The following is a 17,739-nucleotide window of genomic DNA, read 5'->3' on the forward strand; positions in this document are numbered from 1 at the left end:
TCAAAGATAATAAAAGGCGTCCATTTGTTTGCTTTAGTCAACAACACGTGGCAGAAAAATGGACGCCAAACTATATGAACATATTAAATATATTTTATAGAAGGAAGTGAGTTTGGTGGATAGAGTTTTAGGCAATAAGAAGGCAATAGTATTTTTCCTGTTTCCGGCTCTGGTTGTTTTTATCGGATTAATAATAATACCTATCGCAATGTCAACGTACTACAGCTTACAGGAATGGTCGGGATTTGGCAAAGGTACTTTTATAGGTCTGCAAAACTATAAAGGACTTCTTTCTGATCCAATATTCGTCAAAGCAGCAGTAAATTCATTAATTCTGGCATTTGCATCAGTATTTATTCAACTTCCGATTTCGTTACTTTTAGCTCTTACACTTGCAAAAGGCGTTAAGTTCGAAAAGAGCTTAGTAACTATTTACTTTATACCGGTTATTATTTCTACAGTTGTTATCGGACAACTATGGATGAAAATATATAACCCTGATTATGGAATTCTTAACTTATTATTAAAGGCAATAGGTTTGGGGTCTTTTGCATCAGAATGGCTGGGTGATCCCAAAAGGGCATTGGCTGCTACATTTATCCCAATAATATGGCAGTATATCGGATATCATATGCTCTTAATGTATGCAGGTATAAAATCTATTTCCACCGATGTTTTTGAAGCGGCAGTAATTGACGGATCTTCTTGGTGGAATACATCTATGAAAATAACAATACCGATGTTGAAGCCTGTATTGAATGTGTCAGTTATATTCGCTGTTACAGGCGCACTGAAAGTATTTGATCTTGTATATGTTTTGACGGGCGGAGGACCTGCCCACGCAAGTGAAGTAATAGGCACATATATGGTAAGTACAATATTTAAAGGTAACCAGTACGGGTATGGTAGTGCTATGGCTGTATTTGTAATCCTTGAATGTTTTGCCTTATCCATTCTTGTAAGTCTATTGTTCAGAGAAAAGGAGGAAGCAAAATGAGTGACATAGTTCAGGATAGAAGTTCCGGATTTTCCATATCAAAAACCCTTATGTACGCTGTACTTTTCATAGTAGCGGTCATTCAGCTGTTTCCTCTATATTGGATGTTCTCTTTTTCATTAAAGGATAATTCTGAAATTTTCGGGGGAAACCCTATAGGGCTTCCGTCAAAATGGCTATGGTCAAACTATAGCAGTGCTTTGCTGCAGGGGAATGTAGGAAAGTATTTCATGAACAGTGTAATTGTAACGGCAGCAACCATTATACTTACAAGTATAATCGCGGTTATGGCTTCATATGCATTGACAAGAATGGTATTTAAACTGAGAAAGCCCTTAAATTCATTCTTTGTACTTGGATTGACGGTTCCTCTTCATTCAGCACTTCTTCCTATATTTATAATGCTGAGAAACTTAAAGATGGTTAACTCCTACTGGGCACTGATAGTTCCGTATACTGCATTTGCAATCCCCATGGCATTACTGATTTTTTCAGGATTTATGAGTTCCATTCCAAGAGAAATGGAAGAGGCTGCATGTATTGACGGCTGTAGCATTTATAAAATATTTTTCTCAATCATACTTCCGCTTATGAAGCCGGCAATTGCCACAGTGACAATCTTTACATTCCTTCAGGCATGGAATGAGCTGATGTATGCGGTAGTGTTTATCAGCGATGCAAAATACAAGACATTAACAGTTGGTATCCAGTCTCTGGCGGGACAATATACAACAGAGTGGGGACCAATAGGCGCTGGTCTTATGGTAGCTACAATTCCAACTCTTATCATTTATTCAATAATGAGTAAAAAAGTTCAGGATAGTCTTGTTGTTGGAGCAGTAAAAGGCTAAAAAGACTTTATAATGTCGCTTGATATCCTGTATAATGGGATATTGAGTGATGTTATATTATTAATCGCATAATTGCGGATTGTGGAGGTTGGAAAATGGAAAAACCAAAATATTTGGACAAAAGCCTTACTTTTAAAGAAAGAGCTGCTGATCTTGTATCAAGAATGACTTTGGAAGAAAAAGCCTCACAACTTAGGTACGACGCACAACCTGTTGAAAGGCTGGGAATTCCCAGATATAACTGGTGGAACGAAGCTCTGCATGGAGTTGCAAGAGCAGGTGTTGCAACAGTATTTCCACAGGCAATAGGAATGGCTGCAATATTTGACGATGAATTTCTTGAGAAAATTGCAGATGTAATTGCAACAGAAGGAAGAGCTAAATACAATGAGAGTGCAAAAAAAGGTGACAGGGATATATACAAGGGTATAACCTTCTGGTCGCCTAACGTCAATATATTCAGGGACCCAAGGTGGGGACGCGGACATGAAACCTACGGAGAAGATCCATATCTGACTTCCAGACTGGGAGTTGCATTCGTAAAAGGCTTGCAGGGCGATGGAAAATATCTTAAAACAGCCGCCTGTGCAAAGCACTTTGCGGTTCATAGCGGACCTGAAGACGACAGACATCACTTTGATGCGGTAGTATCACAAAAGGACCTGTATGAAACATACTTACCTGCTTTTGAAGCTCTGGTTAAAGAAGCAAAAGTAGAATCAGTAATGGGAGCCTACAACAGAACCAACGGAGAACCCTGCAACGGAAGCAAAACCCTCTTGAAGGACATTTTAAGAGATGGATGGGGCTTCGACGGACACGTTGTTTCAGATTGCTGGGCAATAAAGGATTTCCATGAAGGGCACGGAGTTACCAAAACACCAACCGAATCTGTGGCACTTGCATTAAAGAGTGGTTGTGACCTTAATTGCGGAAATATGTATCTTCTTATTCTCCTTGCACTTAAAGAAGGCAGAATTACTGAGGAGGATATTGACCGTGCAGCTATCAGGCTTATGACAACCAGAATGAAGTTGGGCATGTTTGATGATGACTGTGAGTTTGACAATATTCCTTATGAAGTCAATGACTCTGTAGAACACAACAAACTTTCACTTGAAGCTGCAAAAAAATCAATGGTGTTACTTAAAAATGAGGGGTTATTGCCATTAGACAGCAAAAAGATTAAAAATATAGCTGTTATCGGGCCCAACGCAGACAGTAGTTTGGCACTAAGGGCCAACTACAGCGGAACTCCATCTCAAAATATCACTATCCTTGACGGTATCCGCAAAAGGGTTTCCGAGGATACAAGGGTATGGTATTCAGTGGGCAGTCACCTTTTCATGAACAGAGAAGAGGATCTCGCACAGCCTGATGACAGACTGAAAGAGGCTGTTTCTGTGGCAGAGAGAAGTGATGTAATTGTTCTGTGTCTTGGACTTGACGCTTCAGTAGAAGGGGAACAGAACGATCAGGGTACCGTAATACTGGATGCTGGAGGAGACAAGGCTGATCTAAATCTGCCTGAATCCCAGAGAAACCTGCTTAATGCGGTTCTTGCTACAGGCAAGCCTACAATTGTAGCGTTGCTCTCAGGAAGTGCATTGTCAATCGGAGACGCAGCCGACAAGGCAGCGGCCATAGTTCAGTGCTGGTATCCGGGTTCAAGGGGCGGTCTTGCATTTGCGGAAATGATATTCGGAGATTACTCTCCTGCCGGAAGACTTCCTGTTACCTTCTATAAATCAACAGAAGAGCTCCCTCCATTTGCAGACTACTCAATGGAAAACAGAACATACAAGTTCATGAAAGGCGAAGCATTGTATCCTTTCGGATTCGGCTTATCCTATACAAATTTTGAATACTCCAATATAGTGTGTCCTCAGACTGTAAATAATGGAGATAACCTGTCTTTATCGGTAGATGTTCAGAATACAGGAAGTGTTGATTCGGATGAAGTTGTACAGGTATATATAAAGGATATGGAAGCTTCAGTAAGGGTTCCTAAACACAGTCTTTGCGGTTTTAAACGAATACACTTAAAGAGCGGTGAAAAGAAGACCGTGACTTTTGAAATCGATTCAAATACAATGACTATAGTTAATGAAGAAGGAAAACGTTATATTGAAAATGGTGATTTCACATTGTATGTTGACGGGTCACAACCAGACAAGGTCAGTGAAAGATTATCAGGCAAGAAGCCATTGGAAGTATCATTCAACGTTAAGTAGTATTTAATACAAGTTTATACACATATAAAGGCCGGGAAAATTCTTTTCACGGTCTTTATTTTTCTATGTACATACCATTTTAGAACATAATAGTTACAAGATATAATAGATTACATAAAAAGGTATATAGTTATTCATATATAGTTTTTGGTATAATTTTCTTTAATTTAGATAATTTATCTGCATGGGAAAAAAGTATATAATTGGCTTTAATAATTCAAAAGTAGGTAATTATTGAGGCAATCCATAGAGTGTTTAATCGTTGCCGGGTCACGTTAAATGCTTATTGGCAGTATAATCTGATTACAGTGTAGCTTTCCGGTGTGTCAAGTGATAGGGCGAGGCTGTGTAAAAGGGCGGTAAATTAGGATGTACTGGTATATACTTTTTGTTAAATCTGGTAGAGAACATCGAGTGCAACAATACATGAATAAAATAGCTGATACTGAAATGGCTAATCCATTTATTCCTTTGCATGAATTTCTTTTCAAAATTTCAGGTGTGATAAAGAGAGAACTAAAACCTTTATTCCCGGGATATGTTTTTGTTGAGTCTGCGATTCCCGGGGATGAGTTCCTTAAAAAGTTGAACAATCGAATACATTCATCAAGTGACATAGTTAGAATATTAAAATATTCCGATACTGAAATAGAAGTAAGGGAATCTGAAAAACAGATGCTCCTTGATTTATGCAATAACCAACATTGCATCGAATCATCAAGGGGAATTATAAAGGGAGATAGAATACATGTAATAAACGGGCCTCTTAAGGGACGCGAAAGCATTATAAAAAAAATTAACAGACATAAAAAGCAAGCTTTGATAGAAATAGAATTTATGGGAGACAAAAGAATTGTAAACGTAGCACTGGAAATCGTTGAAAAGATACAATAGTTTTTATGTTTACTATCATTATAGGTGGCGGATTTATGGCAATAATAAAGTGTATCAATATATGTTAGTAACCCGTAGATGCTTATAACCATGAGTTTGAACGACATTATTAGTTTACAGGGCAGATAAATAGTGATACAATTAGCTAAAAATAAACAGATAAATGTAATCTGTCACAAATTATGGTATTAAGGAGATTTCTATTGTATGAACGATCAGAAAGGAAGTACTAATTCAATAGATGAATTTGACATATCAAATTCAAGACCCAAGTTCCCTAAACGTGCTATCGTAACTGCTGGAATGCCATATGGAAATAAAGAACTTCACCTTGGACATATCGGTGGGGTTTTTGTACATGCCGACACCTATGCACGTTTTCTTAAAGACCGCATCGGAAAAGAAAATGTAATCTTTGTGTCGGGTACTGATTGCTATGGCTCTCCTATATTGGAATATTATCGTAAATTGGCTGATAGCGGGTCTTTTGATGGTACTATAGATGAATTTGTTACGTATAATCATAAAAAACAAAAGGAAGTACTTGATTCATATCAAATCGACATAAGTATTTTTGCAGCTTCGGCATTAGGACGTGCGGCGGAAATTCATCAAAAAGTTTCTTCTGATTTTATAAATAAGCTGTATTCAAACGGACATCTTAAAAAGATTACAACGTCCCAGTTCTATGATACAGAACTTGATGTTTTTCTTAATGGCCGTCAGGTTGTGGGACAATGCCCGATTGCCGGATGTTCATCAGAAAGAGGCTATGCAGATGAATGTTCACTGGGACATCAGTATATGCCCATAGATTTAATTAATCCTAAGAGTACTCTTTCAGGTAAAAAACCTGAAATGAGAGATGTAACCAATTGGTACTTTGAACTGGACGAATTCCATGATTTACTGACACAATGGGTAGGCCAGTTAGAGCAGGATAAGAGTTCCAGAAAATTTGTAATCAAAAGTATAGGAGAGTTTCTGGAACCACCTGCCATATATGTAAAGAGGGATCAGATGGAAGTAGTGGAGTCCATAAAAGATAAGCTCCCTGAATATGAATTGAGTGATGAAAAAAACAAGTCATCAGTACTTCTGGTTTTTAATAATCTTGCACATAGAGAAGCAGCGTGTCTAATACTTGCTGAAAATGGTATCCGTTTCCGTACAGGGAAAACCCTTGTACCTTTCAGATTGACAGGTAATGTTTCATGGGGAGTTCCTTCGCCTGTATTAGAGGATATGAAGGACTTAACCATATGGGTTTGGCCAGAATCTCTTTGGGCTCCTATATCGTTTACAATGACATATCTGGAGCAACAGAAGGAAGACTCAAATGCATGGAAAGATTGGTGGTGCTCTAAAGAGGCGCAGGTATATCAGTTTATTGGTGAAGATAATATCTATTTCTACGGGCCTGTTGAAATGGCTATGTTTATGGGAAGTCAGGGCAAAGTGGTGTCGGCTAATCCGCCGGAAGGTGAGCTGCAGCTGCCCAAACTGATATGTAATAACCATGTATTATTTTTAAATAAAAAAGCCAGCAGCAGTAGTGAAATTAAGCCGCCAAAGGCTGATGAGCTACTTAATCACTATACATTTGAGCAATTAAGAGCTCATTTCCTCAGTCTTGGATTAGGAATAAAGAGTGTAGGTTTCCAGCCTAAACCGTTCAATCCTAATGCCACGGAAAAGGACAGCGACCCTGTACTTAAGGAAGGAAACCTACTGTCAAATGTATTTAACAGAGCAATAAGGTCATGTTTCTATACCGCTCAAAAGTATTATGACGGGAAAGTGCCTGTTGCTGAAGTAAGCAGTGAGATTCTTGAGGAATCAAAAAAGACCATAATTGAATATGAAAGATTGATGTACAAAACAGATTTTCATTTGGTTATGAGCCTCATGGACAGCTACATCAGAAATATCAATAAATACTGGTCAAAGTATATTAAGCAGGCAGAGCAGGATAATGATGATGAACTCAGAACAAAGGTATTGGTTGATGCTTTGCATATGGTGAGAACCGCAACTGTTCTTATGCATCCTATCGCACCTAAAGGAACAGAGATGATACTTGAATATCTCAACCTTGGCGAAGAATTCTGGAATTGGGAACGTATATTTGATACCATTTATGATTTTATGCAGGATCCCGAAAATCATAAACTCAAGTTTCTGGAACCAAGAGTTGATTTTTTTGAAAAGCATCCAAGCCAGATACAAGAGAAAAGTTAACTTGAATGCATAAAATTTTAGGTAACCTGTCAAAATAAAAATTGAAGTTATTTTAACTTTTGGAGGTAAAACCTAATGTCAAAAAAACAACAGCCTGATCAAAGAAAGGCAAGAGTTAAGACAAGTGCCGGACAGGTTCCAAATCCCGGTCAGAAGACGAATACAGAAGTTACTACTCCAAAGTAAATTTAAATTTTAAAAGGCAAAACCAGCTAACCGCTGGTTTTGCCTTTTTCATTTCCCACCATATTGCTGTAATATTTACCACAAACATTTTCATGTTTAAATCCATATTGAAACATAAAAAAGTTTATTTTAAAGAATACTGTAAATAAGCTTGATAATAGTAATAATTATGATACAATATTCCTGTATTTTTGACAATATTATTTAAAATTCGTCATAAAACTACTCTGTTTTTCAAAACATTGGAAATAGGTTTTTGGCGACATGATTTCAGGAGGGGAAATAATGAGTTTTTTTGAAAGGCAATTCAAACTAAAGGAGAGTGGAACTAACGTTGCAACTGAAGCAATGGCTGGATTCACTACCTTTTTTACAATGGCCTATGTCATTTTTGTAAACCCTACTATTTTAGGGCAGACAGGCATTCCTAAAGGTGGGGTTTATGTTGCAACAATACTTGCAGCAGTTGTAGGAACACTTATTATGGGATTATTCGCCAATGTTCCATATGCACAGGCTCCCGGTATGGGATTGAATGCATTTTTTACTTTTACGGTTGTATTCGGACTGGGATACACTTGGCAGCAAGCTATGGCAATGGTGTTTATCTGCGGTGTCATAAATATAATTATTACGGTAACTCAGATAAGAAAGTTGATTATAAAGGCTATTCCTGAATCGCTTCAGTTAGCCATCGGCGGTGGTATTGGATTATTTATCGCTTATATAGGTTTCAAAAGTGCAGGATTTTTAAAATTTACATCTGAAGGCAAGGCTTGGGACCCTCTGAAAATCTTAGGAACTGATCCCAAATCTGCTACTGTTGTAGCTGACGGAGCAAATGTAGTTCCGGCTTTTGTAAATTTTACAAATCCTGTTGCACAGGTTGCACTGATTGGCCTTGTAATAACAGCTGTTTTAATGATTCTTAAATTGAAAAGTGCCATACTTATAGGTATAATTTCATCTACATTAATCGGTATTCCGTTACATGTAACTGATATTTCCATGTCCTCGTCATACAATGTAGCTGACGTTGCTCAAACAGCATTTAAGATGGACTTTGCAGGTTTGTTCAGTGATCCGGGGAAATTGGCTCTTGTTTTGGTAACAATTCTTGCATTTAGTTTGTCGGATACCTTTGATACAATAGGAACTTTCATCGGCACAGGACGTAAGAGTGGTATATTTGACAATAAGGATGAAGCAGAGTTGTTTGCGGGAAAAGGCTTCAAGTCTAAAATGGACAAGGCGCTTTTTGCAGATGCTATTGCTACTTCCATTGGTGCGATATTCGGTACATCAAATACTACAACTTATGTTGAGAGTGCAGCCGGTATAGGCGCGGGAGGAAGAACCGGCCTTACATCAGTATTTACCGCCATACTTTTTGCTTTGTGTCTGCTGTTTGCACCTATCGCAGGAGTAATTCCGGCAGCTGCTACAGCCCCTGCTTTGATAATAGTAGGTGTACTGATGATGGGAAGCTTTGCAAAAATTAAATGGGATGATTTTGATGAAGCATTACCGGCATTCTTTACAGCCGCAATAATGCCGTTTGCATATAGTATATCGAGTGGTATTGCTTCCGGATTTATTATGTATGTGATTGTAAAGATATTCAAAGGAAAAGCAAAGTCCGTACACCCTGTCATGTACATTGTAACGGGACTCTTCTTATTAAACTATGTGATAACTGCATTGCTTAAACTTTAATAATATATATTCCCCCACTTTTACTTCCTTTGTATGAACGGTCAATAAGACTGTTCATACAAGGGTAGTTTTTTTGTAAGCTGTATTGTAAAATAAAAAAAGCTTAATACATATATAGAAAATGGAAAGGAAACTTGTATATGCCGTTAATTGATATGCCATTGGCAGAATTGAAAAAGTATAATGGAATTAATCCATGCCCACCGGATTTTGATGAATACTGGGCTAAGGCAAAAGAAGAAATGGAATCCGTAAATCCAAAGGTTGAACTTGTTCCGTCCGACTTTCAGGTACCTTTTGCAGAATGCTTTGACCTGTATTTTACAGGGGTAAGGGGAGCAAGGGTACATGCGAAATATTTACGTCCCAAAGGTGGGAATAAACCTCATCCTGCCATACTGCAATTCCATGGTTACACAGGTAACAGTGGTGACTGGAATGACAAACTGAATTTTGTTGCTATGGGGTACTCTGTTGCAGCACTTGATGTCCGTGGTCAGGGAGGCTGCTCAGAGGATTCGGGATGCGTAAAGGGTGACACTGTTCACGGGCATATAATGAGGGGACTGGATGATAAGCCTGAAAATATGTTTTACAGACACGTTTTTCTTGATACGGCTCAATTGGCTAAAGTTATAATGTCAATGCCGGAGGTTGATGAGAACAGGGTAGGGGCTATGGGATTTTCTCAGGGAGGAGCTTTGACTCTTGCATGTGCATCATTAGAACCTCGTATCAAGAAGCTCGCACCTGTTTATCCGTTCCTGTGCGACTACAAAAGGGTTTGGGAAATGGATCTGGCAAAGGACGCTTACAACGATATCAGAGATTACTTCAGATTCTTTGACCCGCTTCATGAGAGGGAAGACGAAGTGTTTGAGAAACTGGGATATATAGATTTACAATACCTTGTCAAACATATTGAGGGGGAGGTTCTTATGGGCGTGGGCCTGATGGATAATATATGTCCGCCTTCAACACAATTCTCCGCCTATAATAAAATAACTTCCAAAAAACAAATGCTGATTTATCCTGATTACGGACACGAAAATATTCCTACAGTTTTGGATAAAATCTATCAGTTTATGCTGGATCTTTAAAATAGAGGCACCCGGCCTGTGTGAGTGTGAAATATCCGCCGGGTGCCTTATCTATTATCTTATGCCATACTGAAAAAGTAATCGTCTATTTTAAGCCTTAAATCATGATTGATTTTATCAACAATGTCATAATCAATTGCATCTATGTATATGTTTTCAAGGTCATCGTTAAAATCTTTAGCTTTGGAAAGATAGTGTATACCTTCGCAGATTATTCCCTTGTAGCTGGAGGAGATATCCTTAAGCTGTGTTTTAAACTCTTCATCAGTACCGGGTTTAATAGCATAGGAGTATATATCAATAATTCTATCAGTATCCTTGGAAGGGAAATACTCATGAGGAGCTGTACTATCAAATACAGCTGCGGACAATTCTCTGATAATAACCATATCAAGGCTGTCAGGATCAAAGCCGCAGTGATAAATCTCTACATCAAATCCTCTGTCCTGAGCTGATTGGGCAATCTTTTTCAGCATCGTAGATTTTCCCGAGCCGGGCCTGCCTTTTATAAAATACCTGTTTGACATATCAGAGGTAAGATCCATAACGAAATCTACAGACCCTTTAGGGGTGGCACCTCCGAAGAATCGGTTCTTAACACTGGCCTGTTTATTTTGAAAGTTACTGCCGATTAAAGTATTGATAGTCTCTTGGGTAAGTTCATTCATTTTGTTAAAGTCAATATTTGAAATGTATATCTTTTCCCACTCATCGTGAACTTTCAGGGCCTGTGAGAAGAGTTTATAGGCGCTTTCATAACACAAAGCAATTTGTTTATTAATTTTAAGAATCTCATTTTTCAGAGGAATTAGCTTTTTGCTGTCCCAAGCAGTACCAAGGTTTATGTACTCTTCAATTGCTCCCGGGGCTCTGGGTTCAACCACGTGAGGAAATGTTCCGTCTACAACGCCTATTCCCAAGGAAGGGAGAATAATACCATCCACAGAGCTATTGTCACAAGGGGAATGAATGTACTCTACGTCAAAACCTCTGTTGTACCATTCCTTGCCGAGCCTTTTCATAAGGGTAGATTTCCCGGTAGCAGGACCTCCTTTAAGTATAAAAAGTCTGTCCAGATAGTTGATATTGTCGTCCAAGTAATTTACAAATCCCTTCGATGAGTTTGCGCAAGCATAATAGTTAATAATTTTTGCACACAAAAAACACTCCACCTTTCAATAACTTGGGTATTATATTTCAGAATATGCGAATACTAGTAATATTGCTAAACCTGTTAACTAAAAATAACCACTTTAGCCAGGTGTGTCATGCAATATGTACAGTTAAAACACTTCGTTTTATAAACCAATTAATTGCATTGTATGTAATTAAAAACATATACATATTAGCTGTATGCCTTGAATCAACTGGCGCAAAAACAAAAAAATATATAAATATACTTATGTATGAATATATATACATGAATTATTTAAATTTTAAAGTTGCATATTTTCTTTAAAAAATAAAAATGTGACAAAAACATGTGTTGAAATTTATACAACTGTATGTTAAGATTGTTAGTGAAAAAATTATCAAATAATTTGCTTGCCTGAAATACTGAATAGTACCGTGTTAATCACAAATACTACTCATTGATAGCAGTATATTTTTTATAAATTGAAGGGAGAATTATAATGACTACAAACAAGAAATTAGAAGCTTGGGTTAAAGAAATTGCCGACATGTGTCAACCAGACCAGATTTACTGGTGTGACGGTTCTCAGGAAGAAAACGATCGTCTTTTAAAAGAGATGGTAGATTCTGGATTGGCTAAACCTTTAAATCCTGAAAAACGTCCCGGATGCTACTCTTTCAATAGTGATCCTTCTGACGTTGCCCGTGTTGAGAACAGAACATATATCGCTTCAAAGTCAAAGGAAGAGGCTGGACCAACTAATAACTGGATTAATCCTGATGAATTGAAAGATACTATGAAGGAACTTTACAAAGGTTGCATGAAGGGAAGAACAATGTATGTAATTCCTTTCTCAATGGGACCTATAGGTTCACAAATATCAAAAATCGGTGTTGAACTTACTGACAGCCCATACGTTGTTGTTAACATGAGAATTATGACTCGTATCGGAACAAAAGTATTGGAAACACTCGGTGACGGAGAATTCGTACCATGCTTGCACTCAGTAGGAGCTCCTTTAGCTGAAGGCGAAAAAGATACAAAATGGCCTTGCGCTCCAATCGAAAAAAAATACATCAGCCATTTCCCAGAAGAAAAGACTATCTGGTCTTTCGGTTCAGGATACGGCGGAAACGCTTTGCTTGGTAAAAAGTGTTTTGCTCTTCGTATAGCATCAGTTATTGCCCGTGAAGAAGGTTGGTTGGCTGAGCATATGCTTATCCTCAAACTTACTGATCCTAAGGGTAATGTTAAATATATCTGCGGTGCTTTCCCAAGTGCTTGCGGTAAGACCAACCTGGCTATGCTTGTTCCTACAATTCCAGGCTGGAAAGTTGAAACAATCGGTGATGATATAGCTTGGATGAAATTTGGAAAAGATGGAAGATTGTATGCTATCAATCCTGAAGCAGGCTTCTTCGGTGTTGCTCCCGGTACATCAATGGATTCAAATCCAAATGCTATGCACAGCATTGAAAAGAACACTATCTTCACTAACGTTGGTGTAACTGACGATGGAGATATTTGGTGGGAAGGTATGGGAGTAGATGCTCCTGCTCACTTAATTGATTGGCACGGAAAGGATTGGGCTCCAGGTTCAGAAACTCCTGCTGCTCATCCAAATGCTCGTTTTACAGCACCTGCAAATCAGTGTCCTGTTATTGCTTCTGAGTGGGAAGATCCTGCAGGAGTGCCAATTTCAGCTATATTGATAGGTGGACGTCGTCCAAGTACTATTCCATTGGTACACGAAAGCTTTAACTGGAACCATGGTGTATTCCTAGGTTCAATAATGGGTTCAGAAATCACTGCAGCGGCTATCTCCGACAAAATCGGACAGGTTCGTCGTGACCCATTCGCAATGCTTCCATTCATCGGCTACAATGTAAATGACTATTTACAACATTGGTTGGATGTTGGTGCAGCTAGCACAGAAGATAAGCTTCCAAAGATATTCTATGTTAACTGGTTCCGTAAAGATGAGAACGGAAAATGGTTGTGGCCAGGATATGGCGAAAACAGCCGTGTTCTTAAGTGGATCTGTGAAAGAGTATCAGGCGAAGGTAAGGCTGTTAAGACTGAAATCGGTTACATGCCTACAGAAGATGCTATCGATGTTGAAGGGCTGAAAGTTTCAGCTGAAGACATGAAAGAACTTCTCAAGGTTAAGAAGGACGAATGGCTCAAAGAAGTTGAGTCAATCAAAGCTCACTATGAGACTTATGATATAAACAAGGTTCCTGCTGAATTGAAGAAGCAGCTTGCTGATCTTGAAGCTAGATTGAAGGCTTAATTTATAAATTATTTATTTAATAAATAGATAAAAACCCGGAGGCGCAGGCCACCGGGTTTTTACTTATTAAAGGATAGAATTTATTTTCTGTTCATATTGACAATAAAATACTTCGAGAGTAGAATAATAATATACTTCGCTGGAAGAAGTATATAGGAGACTTTTATGACAAGTAATAAGGAATTGGGACTCGAGACAATAATTTTTCAATATATTGACGAACTGAAGTTTTTGTTTTTTCCCGATAAGTGGAGCAGCGTTTTTTTGGATTACTCGAAAAATGAGATACTTGCTCTGCTGCTTCTATATAGAAACAAAAAAGCTAACATGACTGAGATCGCTGAATATATAAGTGCACCACTCAATACTGCCACAGGTGTAGTAGGCAGGCTTGAAAAAAAGCTTATGGTAGAGAGACTGCGGGACAAGGAGGACAGAAGAGTTGTCAATATTGTTCTGACAAAAGTGGCAGAGGATTTTATAGAGCAGGAAAAAGGAACCATATCACACTATTTTGAAGAGGTAGTTAAAACGCTGTCTGATGATGAAAAAAAAGCAGCATTAAGTATTTTCAGAAAGGTAGCTTCTGTATTGAAGAACGATAAATCAACTTCCGACCATAATGATAAGGCCGAGAAGAGAGTAAAAAGGATTATAATTGAATAGTCTAAGGCTTTTAATAAAGTAACTTGCGGAATCATTTTAATAAAGTGAGCTGCAAGACTATTTTTTAGATAAATACTTCGTAACAAGAATAATTCATAATAAGAAATATAGGGGGTAGAATTATGGGGAGAATAATTATTTTTACAGGTAAGGGTGGGGTTGGGAAAACAAGCACTGCAGCAGCACATGCGGTTAAGGCTGCGAGAGCCGGAAAGAAAACCCTTCTTGTGAGTACTGACATGGCACACAATCTCAGTGACATATTCATGACGGAAGTAAGAGAAGAACCGATTGAAATTATGGAAAACCTTGATTGCTTGGAAATTGACTCAAACTATGAAATGAACAGAAATTATGAACATATTTCAGCTGCGTTCAAGAATATGATGACATTTAAAAGTGAGAAAGATACTGAGACTTTTGAGGATATTGTAGTTTTTCCGGGTATCGAAGAGTTGTTTTCACTACTTCGAATCAAGGAGCTATATGACTCTGGGAGTTACGACCTGATTATAGTGGATTGTGCTCCCACCGGAGAAACCCTGTCACTACTAAAATTCCCGGAACTGTTTTCCTGGTATATGGAAAAGCTGTTCCCAATAGGCAAGGTGGCAATGAAGGTTTTAAGGCCTATTTCTAAGGTAGCATTCAAGCTGGATATGCCTGATTCGAAGGCCATGAATGATATAGAAAAGCTTTATATAAAATTGGGAGAGTTGCAGGGACTGCTGAAAGACCGGGATGTATGTAGTATCAGGCTTGTTACAATTCCTGAAAAGATGGTGGTAGAGGAAACAAAGAGAAATTACATGTACATGAACTTGTACAACTTTAATGTTGATGGCTTGTACATTAACCGTATAATTCCAGATGAAATAGATAACAAATTCTTTGATAGATGGAAGCTAATTCAAGAAAGTTATCTCAATGAGCTTAAGGCTGCTTTTTATAACATACCAACCTATGAAATTAAATGGTATGAAGTAGACATAAATGGGATAGAGGGTCTTGAGAGGATAGTAAAGGATTCCCTGCAAGACAAAAACATATTTGAGGTAAACAAGAAAGCAGAGAGTGAGACCTTTGAAAAAACCGAAAAGGGCTATAGGTTAAAGGTTTATGTGCCTTTTACAAGCAAACAGGATTTTGAACTTCTTGAATCCGGGACTGATATTATAATCAAAATCGGAAATTTTAAACGAAATATACCCATTCCCAATGTAATGAGGAAATATTCTGTGGTGTCAGCCAAGTTTGAATCAGAAGTACTTTGTATAGATTTTGCAGGAAAGGAGTGAACCACGTGAACAAAAAATTTATAAAAAACATGATAAAGTCCGAAATACTAAGGTATGAAGCTTTTAAAGAAATTCTCCCGGAAGATGTAAAAACGAAATTGGAAGGTTTAGAGAAGGAAATTGTAAGCGTGATGAAAGATATTGCTATTGATATAGTGACGGAGAACAGTAATAAGGATGAAGGTGCTGAAAGAAACGAGGTCAGGAAGGTGTCTATTGACTTTTCATAATTCTAATGGAGGTATAATAATATGAGGATAATTCTATATACCGGCAAGGGTGGAGTGGGTAAAACCAGTATAGCTGCTGCTACAGCATGTAAAATAGCTGAGAACGGCAAACGTGTTTTGATAATCAGTACCGACCAGGCCCATAGTCTTGGAGATTCTTTTTCGGCAAAGCTGTCCAATGACCCGGTTATGCTGGCAGAAAACCTTTTTGCCATGGAAATTGATTCTGTTCTTGAAAATGAGAAAATGTGGGGGAATATAAAAGAGTATATTGAAAGGCTTATGACCCTGAAGGCTGATAATAGTATAGAAACTGAGGAGTTGCTGGTATTTCCGGGATTCGACGAACTCCTTTCTCTGATAAAAATCAAAGAAATTTATGATGAGGGCAAATATGATGTTTTAATTGTAGACTGCGCCCCTACCGGAGAGACAATGTCACTCCTGAAGTTTCCGGATTTGTTTAAGTGGTGGATGGAAAAATTGTTTCCGATTAAAAGAAAGGGAGCGAAGCTTGTAAAGCCTGTTATTGAGGCAACTATAAAGATTCCTGTTCCCGGTGATGAGACTTTCGATGAAATTGAAAGTCTGTATTCAAAAATCGATGAGCTGCATCAACTTATGCAGGACAAAGAAAAGATAAGTATCCGTATAGTAACGACACCGGAAAAGATAGTTATAAAGGAGGCTAAGAGAAGCTTTTCATATTTACACCTTTTTGATTATAATGTTGATGGAATTATAATAAATAAGATATTTTCCAAAGAATCTCTTACAGGATATTTTGAGAAGTGGGATGAGATTCAAACAAGCAGTATTCATGATATCCTTGAGAGCTTTAACGGGATTCCGGTATTCAAACTTGAGCTTATGGACACTGATCTTAGAGGATACGATGCCTTAAAGAAAGTGGGTGGATTATTGTATCAAAATACTGACCCGGAACAGGTACTTTTCAAAGATAGAATATTTGATGTGGTGAAAGAAGCCCAAGGATACATTTTTATAATAAATATGCCCTTCGTTGATAGAAATGAGCTGAAACTGCTCCAAAAGGGTGACGAAATTACCATCTCCATAAAGAATGAAAAAAGAAGCTTCATTTTACCTGTAAAATTGCAATCAAAGGAAATTACAGGAGCGAAGTATAATGAGGGAAAATTGTATATTCATTTTGCATAATTATTTTCCGTATGCTATATTTGGATGGGGGTGAATACATTTGATTAAAAGAATTCTTAGCATTTTAGGCGATTATTATCATGAACATGACATAGCACTTGAAGCAATCAAAAAAGCAGTTGATATGCTGAATAAATCAGGCCCTCACACATTTGAACTCATTGATTCTGATGTAGACGGCCTTGAGAAAGCATTATCCCAGAAATTTGACCTTGTTATATTGGGCAAGGAGAACAGAATTAATCCCACTGATGAAGTAGTAAATAATTGGATGACTGTTGATATTGAAAAAAAAATTGTGGATTATGTAAACAATGGTGGAAGTTGGATGGCATGGCACTCAGGTTTAGCGTTGTATGATGAAACAGGAGAATACACAAAAATGATGGGCGGGTATTTTCTGAGCCATCCAAGCGAACACAAGATTGTAAGGTATCTTCCTAAAGAAAATAGCAGCGGAATCAGACTGAATGAATCCTTTGAGGCCATGGATGAACATTATTTTATAAAATATAATCTTGACAACAGTCTTGTATTCCTTGACAGCGAATCCCCATACGGTAAATCTGAAGCAGGTTGGGCTCGTGAATTCGGGGATGGAAGGATTTGCTGTCTCGCTCCTACACATAGGGAAGAGGGACTTACAAACAAAGCAATGCTTGAGACTTTGGTTGCTTGTATCTCTTGGTGCTGCAGACTGTGGACATAGTTGCTTT

Annotated in this window: 14 protein-coding genes; 13 read left to right on the forward strand and 1 reads right to left on the reverse strand. The window is 38.0% G+C overall.

Features of this window, described 5'->3' with window-relative positions:
- Positions 1 to 112: 112 nt before the first annotated feature.
- From L323_RS35565 to L323_RS35595, 7 genes are all read left to right on the forward strand, one after another.
- Positions 113 to 997, forward strand: a complete 885-nt coding sequence (locus L323_RS35565) for a carbohydrate ABC transporter permease (RefSeq protein WP_020816450.1) — start codon at positions 113 to 115, stop codon at positions 995 to 997.
- Positions 994 to 1,848: a carbohydrate ABC transporter permease gene (locus tag L323_RS35570; RefSeq protein ID WP_020816451.1), complete on the forward strand. Its 855-nt coding sequence runs from the start codon at positions 994 to 996 to the stop codon at positions 1,846 to 1,848. Before L323_RS35565 ends, L323_RS35570 begins: the two co-directional genes overlap by 4 nt.
- 95 nt (positions 1,849 to 1,943) lie before the next feature.
- A complete protein-coding gene (locus tag L323_RS35575; protein ID WP_020816452.1) occupies positions 1,944 to 4,082 on the forward strand; it encodes a glycoside hydrolase family 3 C-terminal domain-containing protein in 2,139 nt (712 codons plus the stop codon).
- A gap of 369 nt (positions 4,083 to 4,451) precedes the next feature.
- Positions 4,452 to 4,976, forward strand: coding sequence for an antiterminator LoaP (gene loaP / locus L323_RS35580; RefSeq protein ID WP_020816453.1), 525 nt, complete (start codon positions 4,452 to 4,454; stop codon positions 4,974 to 4,976).
- 207 nt (positions 4,977 to 5,183) lie between these two features.
- Positions 5,184 to 7,217, forward strand: a complete 2,034-nt coding sequence (locus L323_RS35585) for a class I tRNA ligase family protein (RefSeq protein WP_020816454.1) — start codon at positions 5,184 to 5,186, stop codon at positions 7,215 to 7,217.
- Between the two features lie 471 nt (positions 7,218 to 7,688).
- Positions 7,689 to 9,119 carry an NCS2 family permease gene (locus tag L323_RS35590; RefSeq protein ID WP_020816456.1) on the forward strand — a complete coding sequence of 477 codons (1,431 nt, stop codon included), beginning with the start codon at positions 7,689 to 7,691 and terminating at the stop codon, positions 9,117 to 9,119.
- A gap of 140 nt (positions 9,120 to 9,259) precedes the next feature.
- On the forward strand, positions 9,260 to 10,219 hold the full coding sequence (locus tag L323_RS35595) for an acetylxylan esterase (protein ID WP_020816457.1): 960 nt from the start codon (positions 9,260 to 9,262) through the stop codon (positions 10,217 to 10,219).
- A gap of 59 nt (positions 10,220 to 10,278) precedes the next feature.
- Here the strand turns inward: L323_RS35595 and L323_RS35600 are convergent, their stop codons facing one another.
- Positions 10,279 to 11,379, reverse strand: coding sequence for a PRK06851 family protein (locus L323_RS35600; protein ID WP_020816458.1), 1,101 nt, complete (start codon positions 11,377 to 11,379; stop codon positions 10,279 to 10,281).
- 474 nt (positions 11,380 to 11,853) lie between these two features.
- Between L323_RS35600 and L323_RS35605 the strand changes: the two genes are divergently transcribed.
- The 6 genes from L323_RS35605 to L323_RS35630 all read left to right on the forward strand — a co-directional run bounded on the left by L323_RS35605 (position 11,854) and on the right by L323_RS35630 (position 17,732).
- The gene (locus L323_RS35605; protein WP_020816460.1) at positions 11,854 to 13,647 is read left to right on the forward strand and encodes a phosphoenolpyruvate carboxykinase (GTP); all 1,794 of its coding nucleotides are present in this window, start codon (positions 11,854 to 11,856) and stop codon (positions 13,645 to 13,647) included.
- Positions 13,648 to 13,812: 165 nt separating this feature from the next.
- Positions 13,813 to 14,313: a MarR family winged helix-turn-helix transcriptional regulator gene (locus L323_RS35610; RefSeq protein ID WP_020816461.1), complete on the forward strand. Its 501-nt coding sequence runs from the start codon at positions 13,813 to 13,815 to the stop codon at positions 14,311 to 14,313.
- Between the two features lie 122 nt (positions 14,314 to 14,435).
- The gene (locus L323_RS35615) at positions 14,436 to 15,611 is read left to right on the forward strand and encodes an ArsA family ATPase (protein WP_020816462.1); all 1,176 of its coding nucleotides are present in this window, start codon (positions 14,436 to 14,438) and stop codon (positions 15,609 to 15,611) included.
- Between the two features lie 5 nt (positions 15,612 to 15,616).
- The gene (locus L323_RS35620; protein ID WP_020816463.1) at positions 15,617 to 15,841 is read left to right on the forward strand and encodes a hypothetical protein; all 225 of its coding nucleotides are present in this window, start codon (positions 15,617 to 15,619) and stop codon (positions 15,839 to 15,841) included.
- A gap of 21 nt (positions 15,842 to 15,862) precedes the next feature.
- A complete protein-coding gene (locus L323_RS35625; protein ID WP_020816464.1) occupies positions 15,863 to 17,023 on the forward strand; it encodes an ArsA family ATPase in 1,161 nt (386 codons plus the stop codon).
- 40 nt (positions 17,024 to 17,063) lie between these two features.
- Positions 17,064 to 17,732, forward strand: a complete 669-nt coding sequence (locus L323_RS35630; RefSeq protein ID WP_020816465.1) for a ThuA domain-containing protein — start codon at positions 17,064 to 17,066, stop codon at positions 17,730 to 17,732.
- Positions 17,733 to 17,739: the final 7 nt, after the last annotated feature.

It is taken from the genome of Ruminiclostridium papyrosolvens C7 (assembly GCF_000421965.1).
Classification (GTDB): domain Bacteria; phylum Bacillota; class Clostridia; order Acetivibrionales; family DSM-1351; genus Ruminiclostridium; species Ruminiclostridium papyrosolvens_A.